We start from the raw sequence: 16,567 nt of genomic DNA, 5'->3' as shown, positions 1-16,567 counted from the left end.
CTGAAAACTCTTCAAGTCGTTGCCGTTGCATCTCCCTGAAGCGAGGCGCGCATTTTACGCTGCCTGAGTTCTAAGTCAACCGCTTTTTCAAATTTATTTTCAAAAGCTTTTTCTTGGAACCCTCACCACTATTGACTTAAAAAGTTAGTGGTGACTAGCTTTTTCGGTAGGCCGTTTGACTTTCCCGTCGAAGCGGAGGCGCATTTTAGAGATTTTAGTGTCAGCGTCAACACTTATTTTGAAAAAAGTGTTTTATCGTGTTTGTTTGTTTAGTTACTGCTCAGTTCGGGTGTTTTTTCTTCGTTTTTACGTGGAACTTCACCAAAGCCGACATGTATAAGGCTATACAGAATTGCTGCTGCTAACCCTATGGCGATGCAATCGTTCAAATCGAATACGCCATTCGTGTAGCGCTGACTCCATTCGTAAGTAATAGCCCCCGCTGTGAAAGTGGTAAGTGTTTTAAAGGTTAGTCGGTTTCGAAGGCGCTTAATGATGACCGCGCCTCCCAGAACGAAGATAAAGCTGGGATAACTGCCTAGAAATGTTTCTGTCCACGAATGAAGATCGTAACCCGTATTTCTTATCATTGTTACTACTACGCCAGAGGGTATTCCTAAGAAGTAGATTAGTTTATCAATCCTCTCTATTTGTTGATAATTCATCCCTACTGGCAGCCCCCCTATTATCTATGTCCTTTATTGAAGGTTTTACCGTTTACCATTCCAGGTTGTATTTAGCTCTGTCGCGAGAATCAAATTGCGCGTAACAGCATCCACTCTTTTCGATTCTCCTAACCCTTGCGCTATCTGGGTTGAAAATCGTTAATTACGTTTCGCTATTGTGGTTGATTACCCTATCCCGTTATCTGAATTTTTATCACAGCACATTTCAACGAGTCTCAATGTAACTGACTCCGATTTTCGCGTAACCTGTACTCATAGTCAGAATCCACAAAGGAGCAGTTATGCCTATTCGTAGCTATAAAGGAGTTACTCCGCAAACAGGTGAACGTTGTTATATAGACGAGTCAGCGGTTATTGTCGGTGATGTCACCATTAGCGATGATTCAAGTATCTGGCCTCTGGTTGCCGCACGGGGTGACGTCAATACCATTACAATAGGAAAAAGAACCAACGTACAGGATGGCACGGTGTTACACGTGACCCGAAAAACCCCGGGTCTACCTGACGGCTATCCTCTGGTTATCGGTGACGATGTCACGATAGGGCATCAGTGTATGCTGCATGGCTGCAAGCTCGGTGACCGCATATTGGTAGGGATGGGCGCTATAATAATGGACAACGTGACTGTAGAGGACGATGTTTTCATTGGCGCAGGCACTCTGGTACCTCCCAATAAAACATTAGAAAGTGGCTATTTATATGTGGGGAATCCGATGACCAAGAAACGTCGGCTCAATGACAAGGAAATGGCCTTTCTTGCTCAGTCAGCGGTGAACTATGTGGAGTTAAAGAATGACTACCTAAAAGAAGAGGAAACGTAAGCAAGAAAGAATGCCTTTGAGAAGTTGGCAAACACATGTCACAGGTCTGAGCGGGCATCCACGGGTGCAACAGAAAGAGTGATCACTTCTTCTTTCGCTACAGGCGCATTAGCTTTGTTTTCTCCGCGATACAGGCTAGCGGAGTTAACTAAGGGGAGAACAACGTCAAACCGTGCTGCTATATCAGGCATTGTCCCGTAAATACTGAATGACCGGTGCCGTGTCAGGGGATTTGTCAGTCCAGATAGTAAACGCCGCGGCGGCCTGTTCCACCAGCATACCGAGTCCATCCAGCTGTTTTCTGGCTCCATGTTGCATCGCATATTCCATAAATACCGTACGGCTCTTTCCGTAAGCCATATCATAAGCCAGTTCACAACGTGCAAATAGTTGCGGGCTGACGCCATCGGGTAGTGTATGGCTTAAACTGGCCGAAGTGGAATTAATGACAATATCTGCAGCGAAGTCATTCAGGTTATCTTTGTCTATCACCGAAAGACGATCATGAGACAGCGTATCCACCATCTCTTTAGCGTTTGAGTGAGTGCGGTTAAACACCGCAATAGAAGCAGGACGTTCTTCAATCAGAGGCATAATCGCGCCGCGTGCTGCCCCACCAGCACCAATGAGCAGAATACGTTTATTTTTCAGTTCGGTACCGTGAGCAATAAGATCGCGGACCAATCCCATTCCGTCAGTATTGTAGCCATGAATGTTGCCCGCACTGTCTTTAGACAGCGTATTTACGGCTTGCGCTGCGCTCGCTGCAGGCGAATTATCGGAGGCCAGCTCAAACGCCTGTTGCTTGAAAGGCACCGTTACGTTACAGCCCATTGCCAGAGGATCAGAAAAGAAGCTGGATAATGCCTGCTCAAAGTTATCCAGAGGCACCAGAACCTTTTCATAGCTAATGGTTTCCCCACTGTTTTTGGCGAACATTTGGTGAATAGTCGGTGATACACTATGAGCTATTGGATTACCAAAAACGGCAAATTTCTTCATGGGCCTCTTAAACTTCTTTAAACGAGAATCGGACTCGGCAGCGCGTTTGAAAAAACCAGCTACCCCCTTCGACGCTATCGGTGGAGAGCCAGCAGTTCACCAATTGGCAAACAGATTCTACGATATCATGAGTTCAGACCCCATGGTAGCGGACCTGTACGCAATTCACCCACAACCACTTGAACGCATTCGGCATGCGTTCTTCTTGTATTTGATGATGTGGCTGGGCGGCCCTACTCATTATGAAAAAGAACGTGGACACCCCAGACTTCGGGCCCGACACTTGCCATTTACGGTCACCCCTACACTTAAAGCACAGTGGATGTACTGTATGAGAAAAGCAATGTATGAAACGGTCACGGATGTGCAACTGGCGGAGAAGCTATTAAACGCACTAGATACGCTGGCAGACCATATGGTAAACACCGAAGATAAAAATGACCCTCAGTAAAGAGGGCCAGGGGGCAGTAGTGCAAACTGCAAAACAGGTACTCAGGCTATTAGAATGTGTAACCTACTGACACGGTGTATACCCAGGGGTCGATGTCGATATCGCCTACCTTTCCATCCGTTCCCGCCAGGTTAAATGAGGCTTCTGTATCAATATCAATCCAACGAACGGACGCATTGATATGCCAGTTTTTATCCAACATGTAATCCATCCCCACCTGCGCTGACAAACCAAATGAATTATCCAGTGACAAGTCCGCAAGCCCTGCTTCTTCATTCGCACCGGTGAACTCTTCGTCAAAAATAAAGGTGTAGTTGACGCCAGCACCTACGTATGGCTGAAACGCCGACGACGCATCGTTGAAGTAATAGTTAACGGTGACAGTGGGAGGCAGATGAGTCACTTCGCCCAACTGATTGCCTGTGCCCAGCGGATCCACAACACCAAAGTCAACATCATGCTTAAATGGTGTTGCTGCCAGTAGCTCAATGTTGATTTTATCGGTTATGAAGTAAGCCAGGTTCAGACCCACTTGCGTGTCGTTATCGATAGCAAGATCGACACCCAGATCGCCGCTGCCCACGATAATGTTAGACGTAGACTCGTCGGGTGCAACGGTAGTCAAGCCACCCCGCACGATAATATCGCCCGCTTGGTGAGCAACTGCGTTTGTGCTGAGAAGGGCTGCAGCGACACAGCTGGTGATAATAGTTTTTTTCATGGTGTGTTTTCCCGGTTTTCGTTGATGAAGCAACTCTAATCCCGGAACGGCGTGAAAACATTGATCTGAAACAAGGTTAAAAACACGTTATAGCGCAGTAGCTTACCTGATTGATCCAGGTCAATTTACCGCTGTGCAAACGCTTTTTTAACCAGACACTGTGGCGTGAGCTACTGTCTGACGGAGATTTGCAGCAGATAGGAGTTACAAAACGATAACCTACGTGAAATGACACGAGATAATGGCGCCCCAATCCAACGACTGGAAGCAGATATCTGAATGACATAGTCGGCGAGCAGTACACAGAAAAAGTGCAAGCAATCGGCCATAACGTAGGTGACAGAAATGCGGCTGCACCGCACGTCATTGTTTACCAGTCAGTGGGCTGAAGCCATCCGGCCAGCTTTTCTTCAGCGCTTCCCGGCGCAGGCGTAAAATTGTATTCCCAACGTGCCAGTGGCGGCATCGACATCAGTATAGACTCTGTTCGACCACCGGTCTGCAAGCCAAATAAGGTTCCCCGGTCATATACCAGGTTAAACTCGACATAGCGCCCGCGGCGATAAAGCTGAAAATCCCGTTCACGCCGCGTAAAGTCGGTCTTTTTCCTGCGTTCCACAATAGGAACATATGCGTCGAGGAAACCATTGCCCACTGCCTGCATAAACGCAAAACTTTGTTCGAATCCCCACTCATTCAGATCATCGAAAAACAGGCCGCCGACACCACGGGTTTCATTGCGATGTTTAAGGTAAAAGTAGTCATCACACCACTTTTTATAGGTTGGATAGACGCCGTCGCCATATGGTGCGCAGATTTTTTTAGCGACATCATGCCAGTGCACAACATCATCTTTGAACGGGTAAAACGGGGTAAGATCGAAGCCACCGCCGAACCACCAGATCGGTTTTTCACCCGGTTTCTCTGCAATAAAGAAGCGAACATTAGCGTGAGAAGTTGGCACATAGGGGTTATGCGGATGAATAACCAGCGATACGCCCATCGCCTGAAAGCTTCGTCCTGCCAGCTCGGGTCGAGAGGCCGTTGCTGAAGCAGGCATCGCATCGCCATGCACATGGGAAAAGTTCACTCCCCCCTGCTCTATCACTGCGCCATTTTTTAACACCCGCGAACGGCCACCACCGCCGGCTTCCCGTTCCCACGCGTCTTCAACAAAATGGCCTTTACCGTCAACCAGTTCCAGTGTCTGGCAAATATTGTCCTGCAATGCCAACAGATACATTTTTACCTGTTCAATCGCAACGGTGGTATCCAGCTCAGTGAGTTCTGTGGTTGGTGAGGTCATGGGTTATCCCCTGATAATTTTTCCGGTAGCGCCATCTTTGATAACACTGGGTTTATCGCGTCCGCCTAACGGTCCCTCTACATAAAACACGCTGTCGCCAAATACAGCCTTCGCTTCATCTACTGACATTGCAGGAGGCTGACCGCTAAGGTTCGCGCTGGTAGAAACTAACGGCTTACCCAGCTTATGGCAAAGCTCGCATACTACCGGGTGTGATGTTACCCGGACCGCAATGCTGTCGAATTCACCGCTAAGCCAAGCTGGCGTTGATTTTGCCTTCGGCAACACCCAGGTGATATGGCCGGGCCAGCTTGAAAAAATCTCTGTGCGTCTGTCGAGACCGATAGCATCGTCATTCACGTAGGGCAGTAACTGTGAATAGGTAGCCGCGATAAGAATGACGCCTTTTTCAACCGGACGCTGCTTAAGTGCGAGCAATTGGTTTACTGCGTCTTCGTTATCGGGATCACAGCCTATTCCCATCACCGCTTCGGTAGGGTAAACAATCAGTGAGCCCGCTTTAAAAGCGTCAACAACCGGATCATTGCTGTTGTCAGAATGTGTAGACTGTTCTTGCATGAGAATAGGAACTCTAAATTACTTCTTTATAGCCACAGGTGGGTTGCGGACACTGCTTCTGACCTTTTTTGTCAATCAGCACTCCCCAGCCACATTCAGGACATTGTGCCTGTACTGGCGGGAAATTTAGCACATATCGACATTTAGGATAATCGTTACAGGAAAAAAACCGTTTACCATACTTATTGGTGCGCTCAATCAAATGCCCCTTCTTGCACTTTGGACACGTAATCTTGGTATCTTCCTGCTGTTTGATAGGCTCGATGTGATGACAATCAGGAAAGCGGGTACACCCTATAAACATCCCATAGCGCCCTTTTTTCAACGCCATCGGAGAGTCACACTGAGGGCAATGGCTGCCTTCCATGACTTTTAAAACGGTAGTTTGGGTATCATGTAGCGGTTTACTGAAGTGACAGTCAGGGTAGCCCGTACAGCCTACAAATGGGCCAGCTTTACTGTTACGGATCTGCAACGGCTTACCACATTCCGGGCATTCGCCTAATGCATGCTCAAGCGCATGTTCATGTGCACTGAACAGGGAATGATCTATTTTTGACATAGTTAGCGCCAGACAGGCTGGCGCAGCGCGAGCTTAGTGCAGTACGCCATCTGACTCTTCAAATAATAAATCTTCCATTTGCGCATACGCATTTTCTTTTCCAGGCACATTGAACAGCACCATCAGCACCACCCATTTGAGATCTTCCAGACAAAATTCCTTGGAATCGATTTCCATAACCCTGTCTATTACCATCTCACGGGTAGACGCATCGAGTACACCAACCTGCTCCAGAAACAGCAGAAACCCCCGACACTCAACATCAAGGCGCATCTCTTCTTCATGCGTGTAAATCCGGCTTAAGCTGGAGCTGAAGCCCTTGCAAAAGTAAGGTTTGATATCTGTTTCCTGCAAAGCCGCCAGCTTTTCCAGCCATGCCAGAGCCTTGTAGATTTCATCATGGTGAAAACCGGCGCGCACCAGTTCATCAGTCAACTCGTCCTGATCAACACGGATTTCAGTTTCACTATGAATGAAGTTCTCAAACAGATACATGAGGATGTCGAACATGTTATTTCCCCCTCAATTTAACGTAACCTCCTGGGACGGCGGTTACCAAACCACGCAACTCGTATTCTAGTAATGCTGCCATTACTGCTGATACTGGCAAGGTGCTGCGTTCGGCTATAACGTCTACAGGTGTGACGTCTAAGTCCACACTATCTAATAATTTATCGGTTGCCAAGCGATTCGCTTCACTTTTTTGATTGCTGTTTTGTCCGCTTATTACCGGGCCAGGCGCCAATGCTGGAAATTCCTCAAGAATGTCTTTCACACAGGTTACCAGCTTAGCGCCCTGCTGTATCAACTGGTGACAACCTTCAGACATGGAGTTGGTGATGTTTCCCGGTACGGCAAAAACATCCTTGCCCATATCTGCGGCCAAATTCGCAGTTATCAAGGTGCCGCTCTTAATTTTTGCCTCTACCACCAATACTCCCATCGCTATCGCTGCGATTAGCCGGTTTCTGCGAGGAAAATGGTAGCGTCGCGGCGGCGTACCGGGAGGATACTCACTTATCACGCAACCATTACTAGCAATGATATCGTTATGCAGTGCACGGTTCTGGGCCGGATAAATACTATCGGGGCCTGTACCAACAAAAGCGATCGTGTTTCCTTCCCCCGACAGCGCCCCCCGGTGCGCAGCACTATCGATGCCCTGTGCCAGACCACTGACCACACTGATCCCGCTTTCGCTTAATGCGCGAGCCAGATTATAAGCAGTATCTTTCCCTGTATGTGTGGCCCGCCGACTGCCAACAATCGCCAGGTGCGGCTTGAGGAGTTGCTGTGGGTTGCCATTCACAAACAGTGCTAGCGGTTGATGGATCAGTGTGCCGAATAATGCCGGATAGTCGCTGTCACCCGGCGTGACGATATGATGCTTTTCTGACTGGCGCAGCCACCCGTCAGTGCGTTTTATTAAGGCATCGTTACATTGCTTCAACGCCTCTGCCAGCGCCGGCTCCAGGTGCTTTTGTACGTCAGGCGAATCGGCCAGAGCAGCGAGTTGTTCGGCAGTTACACCGTAATGGGATAACGCTGCGGTCCACTGTGCGGGCTGCACTTTGGAATTTGAAGATAAAAAAAGCCAGGCGGACTGCGCTGGCGATAATGTATGACTTGTCATCATGCCGTACCCTGATTGAGTACGGCACTCCGATTACGGTTTTGCGACAATAAAACCGTTTTTCACTACCCCATTCGTACGGGTAATGATGCCGTAACTCGCTTTAGCAAATGTTTTAAATACTATGACTTCGCCCACTTTCAGCGCAGGTTGCTGAACAGTGCTTCCATCGTTAAATACGCTTCTTACCACATTGCTTTCGCTGGCATAGCGTGGCTCTTCACCATCGATAATGTCAGGGCCTTGTGCGTATAATCCCATTACCGTTCCCGGAGATACGTCATTGGCGCCCAGATCCACGATAACCACATCATGTTTACCCAGCAGATCATGCTGGTGCAAGTTGCCAATAACATGACCACGTTGTTCTGTGGCGGCTTGCAGTACCATATCCTGAGCATCAGTAAACTCACCTGAGAACAGGCGGTCTCCTCGCCGGGCTTCAAAGTTTGAATCATCAACCTTTACCAGCCATTGCGTGCCCGCGGACTCTTCCAGCATGGTGGCATCAGCCACATGATGAATTTGAATTCCCAGGACTTCGCCTTCCTGATTACGAATAGTAGACTGCTTACGGACGACGCGATACTGATCGTCGGGACGGCCATAGCGACGGCTGAGCACGACATCGTCAGTTACAAAGTTGAGCGACGCCGACTGGTTACCCAACAGATACGGAAGCATGTCGTATGCGTCTTCACTGATAATTTCGTTTTGATCAACATAGACTGCGATGGCCGACCAGGGCAGCATACCAATAGGCGAAGGCTTGTTCTCTTTGACCATTTCAGGGGTCAGAGTCATGCGCTTTTTGTCTCTTACCACTTCCATAACCGGTTTGCCGTCAACCATGCGAATACGCAGTACGTCACCTGGATAAATCAGATGCGGGTTTACAATTTGGGTATTGTTACGCCATAACTCCGGCCATAACCAGGGCTTGTCCAAGTACAAACTGGCAATATCCCACAACGTATCATTCTTTTTTACGGTGTAAGTTTCGGGCGCATCATTTTTCAGCGTTACCGCCAGCGATATCATCGCCGGCAGTGTCAGCAATACTGCCAGCAGCGTTTTTAAAGTGAATTTTCTCAACGTTTCTCACCTTCTGTTTCGAATGGCGCTAATTCAGACTACTGTTGAATTTTCGTTCAGCTGATACTATATCGGCAAACAGGCGATCTTATTCAGTGTAACGGAAAAAACTGCGCGTAAAGGGTCTATTTACGTTAGAATAGTAGCTCAAAACACACAGTAAATAGTGCTGACAGTTAGATCGTATATTTATTTATACAAGAGAAAGGTATAGCAAACGACAGATGGCCATATTAGAAGTATTAAGTTTTCCCGACGAGCGACTTCGCACCGTAGCGAAGCCGGTAGAGTCTGTAGACGATGAAATCAAGCAACTGGTTGCTGATATGTTCGAAACCATGAAGGAAGAGAACGGCATTGGTCTGGCAGCCACTCAGGTAGACCGCCACGTTCAGGTGGTTGTGATGGATGTTTCCGAAGAGCAAGATCAGCCTCGCGTTTTCATCAATCCGGAAATCACTTCAAAGGAAGGCAGCACCATTAGTGAAGAAGGCTGCCTGTCGGTACCGGGAAACTATGCGAAAGTTGAGCGAGCAGAATCTATTACGGTTAAGGCACTTGACGCGGAAGGTCAGCCTTTTGAGCTGGAAGCGGACGGCCTACTGGCAATTTGCATTCAACATGAGCTTGACCATCTGAAAGGCAAACTGTTTGTTGACTACCTGTCACCGCTTAAGCGTCAGCGTATCCGCAAAAAGCTTGAGAAAGAAGCGCGTCTGGCAGCACGAGCCTAAGGCCTGAGAGTGACTGAAAAATTGCGAATTATTTTTGCCGGTACACCGGATTTTGCAGCGAAACATCTCGACGCGCTTATCGCTTCAGATCACGAGATAGTGGCGGTTTACACCCAACCTGATCGCCCGGCAGGTCGCGGTAAAAAGCTCACCCCCAGCGCGGTAAAGGTGCTTGCGGAAGCACATGACCTTCCGGTTATGCAGCCGGCGTCATTAAAAAGTGACCTGGCACAATCTGAACTTGCCGCGTTTAACGCCGACCTCATGGTGGTAGTAGCGTACGGTTTACTGTTACCAAAAGCGGTCTTAGACACACCTCGGCACGGCTGTATCAATGTTCACGGTTCAATTTTACCAAAGTGGCGTGGAGCCGCTCCTATACAGCGGGCGATCTGGGCTGGGGATGAAGAAACGGGCGTGACGATCATGCAAATGGATGAGGGACTGGATACCGGTGACATGCTGGATATTGCCAGACTACCTATCGCAAGTGGCGATACCAGCGCAACGCTTTACGAAAAGCTGGCAGAGTTGGGGCCGGCCGCGCTGGTTAACGTAGTGAATAACCTCTCCTCATTTGCTCCTGAGAAACAAGACGACACGCAGGCAAGCTACGCGAAAAAGTTGTCCAAAGACGAAGCACGCATAAACTGGCATCTTCCCGCCAAACAACTTGAACGTAATGTTCGTGCTTTTAATCCTTGGCCGGTAGCCTGGACCGTTGCAGAGGGCAATAACCTCAAAATTTGGGATGCCTCCGTACTTGCTGAAGCGTCGGATGAAGCGCCAGGCACCGTTATTCGCGCTGATAAAAAAGGCATTGTTATCGCTACCGGAGATGGCGTACTGTCTATCGACAGGCTGCAAATTCCGGGGAAAAAAGCGATGTCTGCTGCTGACGTTATGAACGCGAGAGGCCCGTGGTTCTCTCCCGGCACGCTGCTTGACCCCGATTATCCACGATGAAATCTATCCCATTGCCGAAACAAAAAAACCTGCGCGCTGATTGTGCGTGGGTGATTTATCAGATCCTTGAACAGGGCCGGTCATCCAGAGATGTACTCGCAAAAGTGCAGCGGCGCCACAACGCCAAAGATAATGCCTGGATTCAGGAAATGGCGCTTGGGGTGTTACGACAGGTTCCACTTTTGCAATCGTGGCTGCGAACTCTGCTTGACCGTCCGCTGAAAGGCGACAAAAAGGCGATCGAGCACCTGATCATGCTGGGGTTATATCAGCTCACGTTCACGCGTGTTTCAGAGCATGCCGCAGTGGCTGAAACGGTAAACGCTGCCTCTTATCTCGGTGGTATTAAGCTCAAAGGTCTGGTAAACGCTATCTTGCGTAATTTCACGCGCCAGCAACTGGCATCCAGACCTATTGATGATCCGGTTATTCAAAGCGGCATGCCAAAATGGCTTTTCAAACTGATTCATCAGCACTACCCGGACAACGCAGCAGACATTTTACTTAACAGCAATCAGCCAGCACCTTTATGGCTGCGCGTAAACAAACAGAAAGCCACGCTCGCCGCGTTTTGCGAGTCTCTGGATGCGCTTAATATCAGCTACTCCTGTCCTGCCAGCCATCCTGACGCGGTTATTCTTACCAATCGACACGATGTCACAACTCTGCCCGGCTTCAATCAGGGCTGGTTTGCTGTACAGGATGGTGCGGCTCAATATGCTGCTGCGTTTCTGGCGCCACAACCGGGTGAGCGGATCCTGGACTGCTGTGCTGCGCCGGGTGGCAAAACCGGGCATATCATAGAGTATTGCGGTGATATCGCAGAATGCGTAGCGCTGGATGCAGATGACAGCAGGTTAGCTCGTGTGAAGGAAAACATGGCGCGGCTGGGCCATCGTCCTACCGTGCTTTGCGCGGATGCCTCTGCTCCCGACACCTGGTGGGATGGCACTTACTTTGACCGTATATTGCTGGATGCGCCCTGCTCTGCTACCGGCGTTATCCGCCGCCATCCGGACATTCGCTGGTTGCGTAAACCGGCCGATATACAAGCATTAACGACACTGCAGTCACAAATTTTCGATGCGATGTGGTCGATACTCAAACCCGGCGGTACGCTGATATACGCCACCTGCTCAATATTGCCATCGGAAAATAGTGGTCAAGTCGCACAATTTCTGTCGCGACATCAGGACGCAACGTTGCAACCTCTTAAGCAAAATGAAACTGAGACGGCTCCTGGCTGGCAAATCCTGCCGGGTGAGCAACAAATGGATGGTTTCTATTATGCGAGGCTGGTAAAGTCTACCGGACAGGAATAACAAGCACAGGCGCGAACGGCATCAATGAAAATCATCATTCTCGGCGCAGGACAAGTTGGCGGCACTTTAGCCGAAAACCTGGTAGGTGAGAAAAATGAAATCACCGTCATTGATTCTGATCCCAACACGCTTCGCGCCTTGCAGGACAGACTCGATCTCCAGGTTGTCACTGGAGTAGGTTCACACCCGGATGTGCTGCGTAAAGCCGGTGCCGAAGATGCTGACATGCTTATCGCCGTAACCAATAGTGATGAAAGTAACATGTTGGCCTGTCAGGTTGCCTACAGCCTGTTTAAAACCCCCACAAAAATCGCCCGCGTACGCTCAGAGCAATACATCATTTATCAGGAACAACTATATAAACAACAGGATATCCCTGTTGATCATATTATTGCCCCTGAACAGCTGGTCACTAAAGCGATTAAGCGCTTGATTGATTACCCTGGCGCATTGCAGGTTGTGGAATTCGCCGATGGCAAAGCCAGTCTGGTAGCGGTAAAGGCCTATTATGGCGGTCTGCTGGTGGGCCACGCGCTTTCGGCGCTTAAAGAGCACATGCCCAACGTCGAAACCCGGGTAGCCGCGATTTACCGGCGTGGACGCCCTATCCGGCCACTTGGCACTACCGTCATAGAAGCCGACGACGAAGTGTTCTTTATTGCCGCTACCAAACACATTCGTGCGGTCATGAGCGAACTGCAAAAACTTGAATCCAGCTACAAACGCATCATGATTGCAGGCGGAGGCTTAATTGGTGCCGGGCTAGCAAAACGGCTGGAACACAAACATAACGTAAAGCTGATTGAGTTTAGCCAGGAGCGTGCGCAATACCTGTCGGCACATCTGGATAAAACCATTGTGTTTTGCGGAGATGCTTCAGACTCGGAGTTATTAAGTGAAGAAGGCGTTGAGCAAGTTGATGCCTTTATCGCGGTAACTAACGACGATGAAGCCAATATCATGTCTGCGATGCTGGCAAAGCGCATGGGCGCGCAAAAAGCCATGGTACTTATACAACGCAGCGCCTATGTGGATTTAGTTCAGGGTGGCGAGATTGATATTGCCTTTTCCCCCCAGCAGGCGACTATCTCGGCATTGCTAACGCATATCCGCCGAGGCGACATAGTTAATGTGTACTCACTTCGCCGCGGAGCCGCTGAAGCTATAGAGGCAATCGCTCACGGCGACAAAAACACGTCGAAGGTAGTGGGCCGCGAAATAGGCAGTATCAAGCTGCCGCCTGGTACAACCATCGGCGCCATCGTCCGTGATGAACAGGTACTTATTGCCCATAGCGATACCGTGATTGAAGCCAACGACCACGTCATTCTGTTTTTGGTGAATAAGAAATACATCGGCGACGTCGAGAAACTGTTTCAGCCAAGTGCCTTTTTCTTTGGCTAACCGCATTTTCCTATTTTCCATTTGCTCGAAAAACGCTGTTTTGCCTATCGGCATGTATGATATGTACAGGCGGATGATACGTTTTATCAAGCCCGTCTTACTTCCTTAAGTAAGACAGAATCTATTGGCGATTGATATTCACGCCTGCCAAAAACGACGTAATTGCACCTCATTTTACAATAATGCCTAACCACGGCTCGGGCCCGTTTACCTCGGTTAATTGCTATTTATTTATACCTTTCTGTACAACAGGCTGTTGGCTTTCGCTGAACTGGTACTTTTTTAGTAATCAGCATCGTCCTATCCTTCTGATATTAAAACAGCAAAACCCCCTAACACTGCATCTGCGGCTACCTTTTTTCCACGTTATGCTGTAGACATTAAATTCATACCTTCGCATGATTAATTTTTATACATTCAACGCTAAAGTTATGACTTCACGTTCACTTTTAAGGAGGAAGGTAATAGTGAAGCCCACTCCCGTAACCCACTTTAGTAAACTAATTACCAATAGCCTTTGCTGTCTTTTTATTTTTATTAGTGCGCCGTCACAATCACAATCCTCCGATGACGATGAGTTAGCGCGCATGCAGGCACAACTCAATGCAGAAGTTTTAAATAAGCCGTTTTTGGCAGAGAAGCCTGAGGAAGTCGACGCATATATAAAAAGCATGCTGGAGAAAGGCGAAAAACCAACCGAATATCAGGGCACGCACTGGCGCCCCGGCTACACTTGCCGCGACCTTCTCAGGTACAACTGGAGAGAATACAGAAATTGTCAGTACTACTATCGTTACTACGGGCGGTATTACTGATTTTAACGCAGAAGCCCGCACTCACAATCCATTGATAAGGTAACCATCATGACTACACGGACTTTAAGCATAAGGATAGCTGTTCTTTCCGTTGTAATGCTCTTTTTCTCTGGCTGCGCAGCCGTTCATACATCTATTGCCAAAAAGGATTTGGATGTACAGACGAAGCTGTCCACATCGGTATTTGTCGATCCTGTTCCTCCTGAGAAGCGCAAGATATACCTTGAGGTACGCTCTGCTGTCATGGAGTTTGACCGCAATGCCTTTCGAAATGAACTTAACACCCAAATCGCTAACAGTGGCAACGGCTATACTTTTGTCGACAGCCCGGATGATGCCCAGTACACCATGAGTGTGTTTGTCAGAAACCTGGAAAAAGCATCACCGTCTGCAGCAGAAAACTACCTGGCAACCGGCTTTCAGGGTGTAGCAGCAGGCTCCGCACTGGCCTATGCTTCTGGCGGCGGATACCGGCAAGCTGCAGCAGGCGGACTCATTGGTGGCCTGGTTTCAACAGCGGCCAATGCCATGGTGAAAGACGTTACGTACTTGTTGGTGGCAGATATTCAGATTGAAGAGAGAGCCAGAAAGGGCGTAATGGTGCGTACAGATACCAAAGTAAACATGAAAGTGTCAGATGACGGTGGCTCAACGCAAACTTATTCAGAAGTATCCAACCGGAAAGAATACCGTACGCGTGTGGTGACAACGGCAAACAAAGCAAACCTTGAGCTCGATGAAGCGCAACCTATGATGTTTGAGAAAACCGCATACGCCATGGCATCGTTCTTCTGATGCCAGCTTTAACGTGCAACACAGTGTGCGTTTTCAGGCCATTGTGTTGCAACGTTAACCGCGCCAGAAAGTTGGTGAAAACAGTACCAAAAGAGAAAAGACCTCAAGCCGGCCAAACAACATCGCTGTTACCAGCAACCACTTACCGCCATCAGAGACCTCTGCGTAGGTCGTTGCCACACTGCCGAGCCCAGGGCCAAGGTTGTTCAGGGTTGCGGCTGTTGCGGTAAACGCTGTCAGATTATCCAACCCGGTGGCTATCAGGCCTATCATGATAATCACAAACACGATGGCATACGCAGAGAAGAACCCCCACACCGCTTCGACAACCCTGTCAGGCATCGCGCGCTCCCCCAGTTTTACTGCGTACACTGCTTTGGGATGAATCAACCGGTCGATTTCGCGCTTGCCCTGCAAGAACAGCAAAAACACCCTGATGACTTTCAAGCCGCCCCCGGTAGAGCCGGCACAGCCGCCAATAAAGCTGGCGAAGATAAGCATAATAGGCAAAAACGATGGCCAGGACGCGAAGTCGGTGGTAGCAAATCCCGCGGTCGTGCTAATAGACACTGCCTGAATCATAGCCTGATCCAGCGCCTCTTCGGCATCCGTGTAATATCCGGAGAGGGTTAACACCAAAAAGCAAATTATGATAAGTGAGGCCTGAATAACGAAAAAAGCTTTCATTTCAGGATCCTGCCAGTAACCTTTCAATGAGCGCGAAGAGGCCGCAGTGTAATGCAGAGAAAAGTTAAGCGCAGCGATTAGCAGGAAAACGGAGCAAACCACGTTCACTGCCGCACTGTCGAAATAACCCAGGCTGGCATCGTGATTTGAAAACCCGCCAATAGCAACGGTTGAAAACGAGTGACAGATCGCATCGAACCAGTTCATACCGGCAAGCCAGTAGGCGATAGTACATGCCGTAGTAAGAGAGAGATAAATATACCAGAGGTGCTTTGCGGTATCGGCAATGCGGGGAGTCATCTTCGAGTCTTTTACGGGTCCCGGCGTTTCTGCGCGATACAACTGCATTCCCCCCACCCCAAGGATTGGCAGAATGGCAACGGCCAATACGATGATCCCCATTCCGCCGAGCCACTGCAGTTGTTGGCGATAAAACTGCACCGAATGAGGCAGAAACTCGATCCCTTCGATGACCGTGGCACCGGTGGTGGTTAAACCAGAGAATGACTCAAAAAACGAATCGGTAACCGTCATGCTGGGTTGTTCCAGCAAAATAAACGGGATGGCACCAAAGCTGGCCAGTACCGTCCAGAACAAGACTACGATGAGAAAACCTTCTTTCGCACGCAAATCGCGGCGATGATCGCGATTTGGATACCAGAAGGCAGTACCGGTAATGACGCACAGTATGAAAGCAAGAATGAATGGCAAACCGCTGCCGTCTTCGTAGATCAGTGAGACCAGCGCGGGCGGGATCATGGTGACACTGAAAAGTGCAACCAACAGACCTAATATTCGTACGATTGCACGATAGTGCATGTTCCAGTTTGCCTTATTCTTATTTATCTTCCATCCACGCGCCGGACGCAGACAGGCAACCCATTACCTGACGCTATTATGCGGGGAGCAGACGCAAAGAGAAACCCTATTCTCACCCATTTTTACGCATTCCTATGCCAATTGTGTCAACCGAGACTTGTCAGTATCC

At 49.0% G+C, this 16,567-nt stretch carries 18 protein-coding genes; 8 read left to right on the top strand and 10 right to left on the bottom strand.

What is annotated here, in order from left to right; genetic code table 11:
* Positions 1-269: 269 nt before the first annotated feature.
* Positions 270-590, bottom strand: coding sequence for a hypothetical protein (locus ACLBLI_RS00170; protein WP_414829186.1), 321 nt, complete (start codon positions 588-590; stop codon positions 270-272).
* A gap of 377 nt (positions 591-967) precedes the next feature.
* On the opposite strand from ACLBLI_RS00170, the gene ACLBLI_RS00165 reads away from it, so the two are divergent.
* Entirely contained in the window at positions 968-1,507 is a 540-nt protein-coding gene (locus ACLBLI_RS00165; RefSeq protein ID WP_414829185.1) for a gamma carbonic anhydrase family protein, read from the top strand.
* A 183-nt stretch (positions 1,508-1,690) separates the two neighbouring features.
* On the opposite strand, the gene aroE is transcribed toward ACLBLI_RS00165, so the two are convergent.
* Positions 1,691-2,509 (bottom strand): shikimate dehydrogenase, encoded by an 819-nt coding sequence (aroE, locus tag ACLBLI_RS00160; RefSeq protein ID WP_414829184.1) that lies wholly within the window; start codon positions 2,507-2,509, stop codon positions 1,691-1,693.
* Between aroE and ACLBLI_RS00155 the strand changes: the two genes are divergently transcribed.
* On the top strand, positions 2,508-2,960 hold the full coding sequence (locus ACLBLI_RS00155; protein WP_414829183.1) for a group II truncated hemoglobin: 453 nt from the start codon (positions 2,508-2,510) through the stop codon (positions 2,958-2,960). The two genes, aroE and ACLBLI_RS00155, sit on opposite strands and share 2 nt — an antisense overlap.
* Positions 2,961-3,009: 49 nt before the next feature.
* Here ACLBLI_RS00155 and ACLBLI_RS00150 read toward each other — a convergent pair whose 3' ends face one another.
* From ACLBLI_RS00150 to ACLBLI_RS00120, 7 genes are all read right to left on the bottom strand, one after another.
* Complete coding sequence (locus ACLBLI_RS00150; RefSeq protein ID WP_414829182.1) at positions 3,010-3,681, bottom strand: OmpW family outer membrane protein; 672 nt, start codon at positions 3,679-3,681, stop codon at positions 3,010-3,012.
* Positions 3,682-4,051: 370 nt separating this feature from the next.
* A complete protein-coding gene (hemF, locus tag ACLBLI_RS00145) occupies positions 4,052-4,987 on the bottom strand; it encodes an oxygen-dependent coproporphyrinogen oxidase (protein ID WP_414829181.1) in 936 nt (311 codons plus the stop codon).
* 3 nt (positions 4,988-4,990) lie between these two features.
* Entirely contained in the window at positions 4,991-5,566 is a 576-nt protein-coding gene (locus ACLBLI_RS00140; RefSeq protein ID WP_414829180.1) for a Sua5/YciO/YrdC/YwlC family protein, read from the bottom strand.
* A gap of 13 nt (positions 5,567-5,579) precedes the next feature.
* Positions 5,580-6,128 carry a topoisomerase DNA-binding C4 zinc finger domain-containing protein gene (locus ACLBLI_RS00135; protein ID WP_414829179.1) on the bottom strand — a complete coding sequence of 183 codons (549 nt, stop codon included), beginning with the start codon at positions 6,126-6,128 and terminating at the stop codon, positions 5,580-5,582.
* Positions 6,129-6,161: 33 nt separating this feature from the next.
* Positions 6,162-6,638 (bottom strand): DUF494 family protein, encoded by a 477-nt coding sequence (locus ACLBLI_RS00130; protein WP_218312134.1) that lies wholly within the window; start codon positions 6,636-6,638, stop codon positions 6,162-6,164.
* A 1-nt stretch (position 6,639) separates the two neighbouring features.
* Positions 6,640-7,764: a DNA-processing protein DprA gene (dprA, locus tag ACLBLI_RS00125; RefSeq protein WP_414829178.1), complete on the bottom strand. Its 1,125-nt coding sequence runs from the start codon at positions 7,762-7,764 to the stop codon at positions 6,640-6,642.
* Between the two features lie 30 nt (positions 7,765-7,794).
* The gene (locus ACLBLI_RS00120; protein ID WP_414829177.1) at positions 7,795-8,856 is read right to left on the bottom strand and encodes a LysM peptidoglycan-binding domain-containing protein; all 1,062 of its coding nucleotides are present in this window, start codon (positions 8,854-8,856) and stop codon (positions 7,795-7,797) included.
* A gap of 224 nt (positions 8,857-9,080) precedes the next feature.
* On the opposite strand from ACLBLI_RS00120, the gene def reads away from it, so the two are divergent.
* From def to ACLBLI_RS00090, 6 genes are all read left to right on the top strand, one after another.
* Complete coding sequence (gene def / locus ACLBLI_RS00115; RefSeq protein ID WP_414829176.1) at positions 9,081-9,590, top strand: peptide deformylase; 510 nt, start codon at positions 9,081-9,083, stop codon at positions 9,588-9,590.
* Positions 9,591-9,599: 9 nt separating this feature from the next.
* Positions 9,600-10,556, top strand: coding sequence for a methionyl-tRNA formyltransferase (gene fmt / locus ACLBLI_RS00110; RefSeq protein WP_414829175.1), 957 nt, complete (start codon positions 9,600-9,602; stop codon positions 10,554-10,556).
* Complete coding sequence (rsmB, locus tag ACLBLI_RS00105) at positions 10,553-11,878, top strand: 16S rRNA (cytosine(967)-C(5))-methyltransferase RsmB (protein ID WP_414829174.1); 1,326 nt, start codon at positions 10,553-10,555, stop codon at positions 11,876-11,878. The genes fmt and rsmB overlap by 4 nt, the downstream gene beginning before the upstream one ends.
* A 24-nt stretch (positions 11,879-11,902) precedes the next feature.
* The gene (gene trkA / locus ACLBLI_RS00100) at positions 11,903-13,282 is read left to right on the top strand and encodes a Trk system potassium transporter TrkA (protein WP_414829173.1); all 1,380 of its coding nucleotides are present in this window, start codon (positions 11,903-11,905) and stop codon (positions 13,280-13,282) included.
* 530 nt (positions 13,283-13,812) lie between these two features.
* Positions 13,813-14,097, top strand: a complete 285-nt coding sequence (locus tag ACLBLI_RS00095) for a hypothetical protein (protein ID WP_414831020.1) — start codon at positions 13,813-13,815, stop codon at positions 14,095-14,097.
* 48 nt (positions 14,098-14,145) lie between these two features.
* Positions 14,146-14,892 carry a complement resistance protein TraT gene (locus ACLBLI_RS00090; protein WP_414829172.1) on the top strand — a complete coding sequence of 249 codons (747 nt, stop codon included), beginning with the start codon at positions 14,146-14,148 and terminating at the stop codon, positions 14,890-14,892.
* Between the two features lie 54 nt (positions 14,893-14,946).
* Here the strand turns inward: ACLBLI_RS00090 and ACLBLI_RS00085 are convergent, their stop codons facing one another.
* Complete coding sequence (locus tag ACLBLI_RS00085) at positions 14,947-16,398, bottom strand: TrkH family potassium uptake protein (protein WP_414829171.1); 1,452 nt, start codon at positions 16,396-16,398, stop codon at positions 14,947-14,949.
* Positions 16,399-16,567 lie beyond the last annotated feature (169 nt).

It is taken from the genome of Alteromonas sp. H39, assembly GCF_047556435.1.
Taxonomy (GTDB): Bacteria; Pseudomonadota; Gammaproteobacteria; order Enterobacterales; family Alteromonadaceae; genus Alteromonas.
This window is presented reverse-complemented; position numbering and strand designations above follow the sequence as displayed.

Excerpts from the sequence above, each read along its gene's own strand:
- ACLBLI_RS00170 (WP_414829186.1), bottom strand. The coding sequence starts at position 590 with ATGATAAGAAATACGGGTTACGATCTTCATTCGTGGACAGAAACATTT.
- ACLBLI_RS00140 (WP_414829180.1), bottom strand. The coding sequence starts at position 5,566 with ATGCAAGAACAGTCTACACATTCTGACAACAGCAATGATCCGGTTGTT.
- ACLBLI_RS00085 (WP_414829171.1), bottom strand. The coding sequence starts at position 16,398 with ATGCACTATCGTGCAATCGTACGAATATTAGGTCTGTTGGTTGCACTT.
- def (WP_414829176.1), top strand. The coding sequence starts at position 9,081 with ATGGCCATATTAGAAGTATTAAGTTTTCCCGACGAGCGACTTCGCACC.
- aroE (WP_414829184.1), bottom strand. The coding sequence starts at position 2,509 with ATGAAGAAATTTGCCGTTTTTGGTAATCCAATAGCTCATAGTGTATCA.
- ACLBLI_RS00090 (WP_414829172.1), top strand. The coding sequence starts at position 14,146 with ATGACTACACGGACTTTAAGCATAAGGATAGCTGTTCTTTCCGTTGTA.
- ACLBLI_RS00130 (WP_218312134.1), bottom strand. The coding sequence starts at position 6,638 with ATGTTCGACATCCTCATGTATCTGTTTGAGAACTTCATTCATAGTGAA.
- trkA (WP_414829173.1), top strand. The coding sequence starts at position 11,903 with ATGAAAATCATCATTCTCGGCGCAGGACAAGTTGGCGGCACTTTAGCC.
- ACLBLI_RS00150 (WP_414829182.1), bottom strand. The coding sequence starts at position 3,681 with ATGAAAAAAACTATTATCACCAGCTGTGTCGCTGCAGCCCTTCTCAGC.
- rsmB (WP_414829174.1), top strand. The coding sequence starts at position 10,553 with ATGAAATCTATCCCATTGCCGAAACAAAAAAACCTGCGCGCTGATTGT.
- ACLBLI_RS00155 (WP_414829183.1), top strand. The coding sequence starts at position 2,508 with ATGGGCCTCTTAAACTTCTTTAAACGAGAATCGGACTCGGCAGCGCGT.
- ACLBLI_RS00135 (WP_414829179.1), bottom strand. The coding sequence starts at position 6,128 with ATGTCAAAAATAGATCATTCCCTGTTCAGTGCACATGAACATGCGCTT.
- ACLBLI_RS00165 (WP_414829185.1), top strand. The coding sequence starts at position 968 with ATGCCTATTCGTAGCTATAAAGGAGTTACTCCGCAAACAGGTGAACGT.
- hemF (WP_414829181.1), bottom strand. The coding sequence starts at position 4,987 with ATGACCTCACCAACCACAGAACTCACTGAGCTGGATACCACCGTTGCG.
- dprA (WP_414829178.1), bottom strand. The coding sequence starts at position 7,764 with ATGATGACAAGTCATACATTATCGCCAGCGCAGTCCGCCTGGCTTTTT.